Raw genomic sequence first — 322 nt, 5'->3', positions numbered from 1 at the left:
ACCGCCCGGTGGAGCGAGTTGCATCAAGCATTGGGCTACCGCCACTAACGGATCGATATTCGCCATGCGAATCAGGCCGATGGAGACTGTCTTACCGTTTGCATGCTGCTGGCAGTGATGTTGATGCAGTTGGATAATGGCAGAGTGCAAACAGGCCGCGACAGCCTCCAACACCACCTCTTTTTGCCGCCCCGCCACCACGACGGGCAACAATTCCGCCTGACGTAAAGGCGTAAGCTGTTCCAGCTTGCCGATACGCTGCGTGACAAAACGGGTGTGCTCATCCAAAAACATCGACGCTTTATCTATCTCAGCACTGACA

At 55.0% G+C, this 322-nt stretch carries 1 protein-coding gene; it reads right to left on the bottom strand.

Features of this window, described 5'->3' with window-relative positions; all coding sequences use genetic code 11:
• Nucleotides 1–322: hypothetical protein (locus KQX66_RS36970; RefSeq protein WP_216798460.1), on the bottom strand; the 322-nt coding region annotated here is incomplete at both ends.

It is taken from the genome of Paenibacillus oleatilyticus (genome assembly GCF_018998565.1).
Lineage (GTDB): Bacteria > Bacillota > Bacilli > Paenibacillales > NBRC-103111 > Paenibacillus_G > Paenibacillus_G oleatilyticus.
Note: the sequence above shows the minus strand (reverse complement) of the source record. Positions and strands in the feature narration are given on the sequence as shown.